Source organism: uncultured Corynebacterium sp. (assembly GCF_937999985.1).
Lineage (GTDB): Bacteria > Actinomycetota > Actinomycetes > Mycobacteriales > Mycobacteriaceae > Corynebacterium.
This window is the reverse complement of the sequence record NZ_CALLDG010000193.1, coordinates 1-3,941: the sequence shown is the minus strand read 5'-3', so window position 1 is coordinate 3,941 and position 3,941 is coordinate 1. Positions and strand designations below refer to the sequence as shown.

Below are 3,941 nucleotides of genomic sequence, written 5' to 3'. Positions count from 1 at the left end.
GCGCCCGTAGCTCAACGGATAGAGCATCTGACTACGGATCAGAAGGTTGGGGGTTCGAATCCCTCCGGGCGCACAAATTTCCCCCGTGGCCAGCGGTTACCCGCCGGCCACGGGGGATTTTGCGTTCGTGGGTTGGCGTTGGGGAGGCTGGCGTTGGCGTGGTGTCCGCTGGTGGGGTGACGCTAGTGTGTTGCCCGCTGGTGGGGGGCACCGGGGAGGGGTGTAGCTGTTCGGAATTGAGCGCTCGAAAGGCCGAAGCTCTGTAAGCGCCATAGACGGCCGAAACGGGGGCGGGGGATACCTGACTAAGGGTGCGAAACTGCGCCCCTCATTCGGGAATTTCCCAATATTGGGCTTTTCGGAAGCCTGGCGCGGAGGAGGATGTCCCAAATCTTCCACTCTGTTTTTATAACCATCTATTAGTGCAGGTCAGGGGGTTGCGAAATTTTGCCGCAAAGGTGCTACTCGTTGAAAGTGGAAGATTTGGGACATCCAGGCTTCCGCAAGTGCGATCGTGGCGGGAGGGGCAGTCCGGACAGGGGGGAGCATGGCTCGGCGGAGTGGGAAAACAGCTCGGCGGGGCGGGAGACTTAGAAGAAACTTACAGGGGGCTTGCAAATGGGCAGCAGGAAATCTTAAGAATCGGGGATTAAAAAAGACAATCGTTCCGCATAGCGGGCCTGCTCTGGACTTGAGCATGGAGTTCGAACACTGAGTTTGAGCACTGAGTTTGAGCACTGAGTTTGAGCATGGAGTTCGAGCGCAGAGCTCGAACACTAAGAATGAGAACTGAAAAGGAGACAGCCGGGTGGTTAAAACACCTACCTCGAGGAACTCCGCGACAACCCGCGGAGACCAAGCCCCCACCAGCGCAAACAACGCTGAAACAGCAGCTGATGGTTCGGCAAGCGCAGAGCGCGTGGACGGCGAGAGCCAGAACGCCAGCGCAAACAACGCTGAAACTGCAGCCGATGGTTCGGCAAGCGCAGAACGTACGGAGATCTCAGCGGGAAGCAATGGCACGCAGAAGCGCCCGCGCATCCTTGGGCTCGACATCGCCCGCGGGCTCGCGATCCTCGGGATGATCTACCTGCACCTCGGCCACCCGCTATGGCAAACGAAGGTGATCCTGTCGGGGCTCCCGGCCGCACTGTTCGCGGTAATCGCGGGCGTGACCATGATGCTCATCTGGACCAATGCCACCGCACGCGCTGCCGCGCAAGCACACAACGCAGCACAGGTACAGATCCAGACGCCGACGCATGCTGGCACGGAGCGCACAGCTCCGGAGCGTGCGAGCGCGGGCGCGAACGCGAACAAAGCGCCTACCGCGCAGACCATCGCGAAGCTCGCAGCCCGCGGGGCGCTGATCACCCTCATCGGGCTGGCGCTTCTGCCCGCTGGCGGGGAGATCCAGGTCGTGCTGGTCGTCCTCGGTGCAACGATGCTCGCCACCGCCTGGGTACCTCCACTACCGACGGGCGCGAAAGTCGCCTTGCTACTCATCGCTACAGCCGCCGCCACGTGGCGCTACGCCCCGCTGGAACTCCCGCTCCCGTACCCCCACCTCGCGTGGGGCGCGTACATCCTGGCCGGGATGATCCTCTTCGACGTGTACGTGGGAAAGGACGGCACGGGGGCTGGTGGCGTCACAAAGATAACAACCGCAATCGCCTGCCTCGCCGCAGCAGTAGGCTTCTACCTGCGCTTTCAGACCGACCTGCCCGGCTGGGCGCGCGCGACCGGGCATACGGGCGTGCTGGGTGAAATTGTGCTTTCCATCGCCGTCGCCGCCATCGTGCTGCACCTGAGCCTGATCGTCGGGCGGCGTGTAAAGGCCACGAATCCGCTGGTCGCGCTGGGTTCGATGGCGCTGACGGTGTACATCCTGCACGTGCTTTCGGCCCTGTGGTGGCAGACGCACGTGTCGCTGCACTCGGATCTATGGGCGGCGGCGTTTATCGCGGCGTTCTTGGCGTTCGCGTGGGCGTGGAAGAAGCTGGCCGCCGGGCCGGCGCGGAAGTTATTTGCAGGTCAGGGACCGGCGGAGCGCTGCGTCGCGCAGGCGGTCCGGCTGATCGCGGGGGGACGAGCATGAGGAGCGGAACGAGCATGAAGGCAAGCATGAGGAAACTAGCATCACGAGCTGCAGCCATCGCGGCCACGGCAGCCCTGTCCGGCACGTGCGTGGCACCCGCCAGCGCGCTGGAATACGGCGAGCACGCACCCGACAACGCGGAGTCGCGGACCGTCGCATCCCTGCGGATCGGGCGCGTCGGCAACTTTGGCGACTGCACGGGCACGCTCGTGGCCCCGCAGTGGGTGCTGACGGCGCGGCACTGCCTGGAATCCGTCTCCAACGAGGGCACGCAGGCGCGCATCGCGGGTGCTGTCTACGACGCGGATTCGTGGTCGCTGTCGCCTGCTATGGACGCCGGGCTCTTGCACCTAACCAAGTCCGTCGAGGGAGTTACTCCGGCGGAGCTGGCGGATAGCATGCCGGGCGTGGGCGACGAGGGGAATCTCTACGGCTGGAGTAGCAGCTCGCTGATGGCGCGCAAGGGCGATCTTCCGGTGGCGCGGATGCGAGTGCGGGAAGTTCTCGCTGGGCCGGGCGTGGGCGGCTCACCAGTACCGGCTGACTCGCAGGCGCCGGCCGCGCTGAGCACCGGGAGTGGAGCTCCGAAGACCTCTGAAAAGTCCGAAGCGCCGGCCGACTCGCAGGCGCCGGACGCGCCGCATGTCGAAGGCGGCGTGGAGTCTGTCCCCGCGCCCGGCGGTTCCGGCGGCGTGGGCGCGCCGCAGATCCTCCGGGGCGACGGCGCCATGCCGGAGCCCGGATCCCCCGCCCCCGGTGCAGCAGCGCCGGGTAAGCCAGGCGCGTCGGCTCAGGGCGCGGGCGCCCCCGGAAAGTCCAGCTCTTCGAAGCCTTCTGCGTCTGCGGAAGCTCCCAGCCCCGAAGGCGTGGAGTCCGTCCCGGCCGAAATCGCCATGGGAGGCGGAGAGGTTTCTGCGGATGGGGCGGGTGGCGTCATGCCAAAGATCGTCGGCGGCATCCTCGAGGCAGAGTCCCTCTCACGCGCGGCAATGCAGGGTGGCGACTCAGGCGCGCCGTTCTTCGTCGGTGGCAAACTCGCAGGCCTCGCGACTGCGGGCACGGCCAACGGAGACCCGGACCTGCCTTCGCCAACCGCGGCCATCACAACACTTTCGGACGCCGCTTCCTGGATCGAGGACGTTACCAGCGGGCGCGACGCGTCCAGCGTGCTGACAGCAGACACCACTCCCGCGCCGCCGAAAACACCCCAGACCAGCGGAGATTACGTCGGGCGATACCTTGCGGTGGCTGCGGCCGGGTTGGTGCTGGCGCTCGCGCTGGGCTGGCTTGGCCGACGGAAGATGTCGGGGGCGCGCCGGGCCTGACCGGCGTCTGGCACCGCGTTGAGCCTGACTCTGTGGGCGGAGTGTCCCAAATTCCAGCTCTTAGAATATAACTATTTTGTTTCCGCAGGTCAGCGGCTTGCGAAATTTGGCTGCAAACCCGCTACTTTCAATAACTCGAAGATTTGGGACATCGCTTCTCCGGAGTAGTGCCCGCAGCGTGTTGCAGCATGCCTGCGGGTGTGTCTGCAGCAAGTCCTCGGCATGCCTGCGGGCACATTCGGTGTCCTTCGGGTGAGGTGGGAAGGCTTCGGATGAAGATGGGCGGCCTTAGGGTGAAGCTAGACGGGCAGATGTGGTGGGGGTGGTTTTAAGCCGAAGCGCTGTAAGCGTCATAGACGGCCTAAACGGGGGGCGGGGGATACCTGAGTAAGGGTGCGAAACTGCGCCCCTCGTTCGGGAATTTCCCAATATTGGGTTTTTCGGAAGCCTGGCGCGGAGGAGCATGTCCCAAATCTTCCACTCTGTTTTTATAACCATCTATTAGTGCAGGTCAGGGG

General features: G+C 64.5%; 2 protein-coding genes and 1 tRNA gene. All 3 read left to right on the top strand.

Features of this window, described 5'->3' with window-relative positions; all coding sequences use genetic code 11:
* The 3 genes from Q0331_RS09105 to Q0331_RS09095 all read left to right on the top strand — a co-directional run bounded on the left by Q0331_RS09105 (position 1) and on the right by Q0331_RS09095 (position 3,423).
* Positions 1 to 73: transfer RNA gene (locus tag Q0331_RS09105), tRNA-Arg, on the top strand.
* Positions 74 to 808: 735 nt separating this feature from the next.
* A complete protein-coding gene (locus tag Q0331_RS09100) occupies positions 809 to 2,098 on the top strand; it encodes a hypothetical protein (RefSeq protein WP_367274980.1) in 1,290 nt (429 codons plus the stop codon).
* 26 nt (positions 2,099 to 2,124) lie between these two features.
* Positions 2,125 to 3,423, top strand: a complete 1,299-nt coding sequence (locus Q0331_RS09095) for a trypsin-like serine protease (protein ID WP_298076041.1) — start codon at positions 2,125 to 2,127, stop codon at positions 3,421 to 3,423.
* The last annotated feature ends 518 nt before the right edge of the window (positions 3,424 to 3,941 follow it).

Bases quoted from the DNA above. Each gene is read 5' to 3' on its own strand.
- Q0331_RS09095 (WP_298076041.1), top strand. From the start codon at position 2,125: ATGAGGAAACTAGCATCACGAGCTGCAGCCATCGCGGCCACGGCAGCC.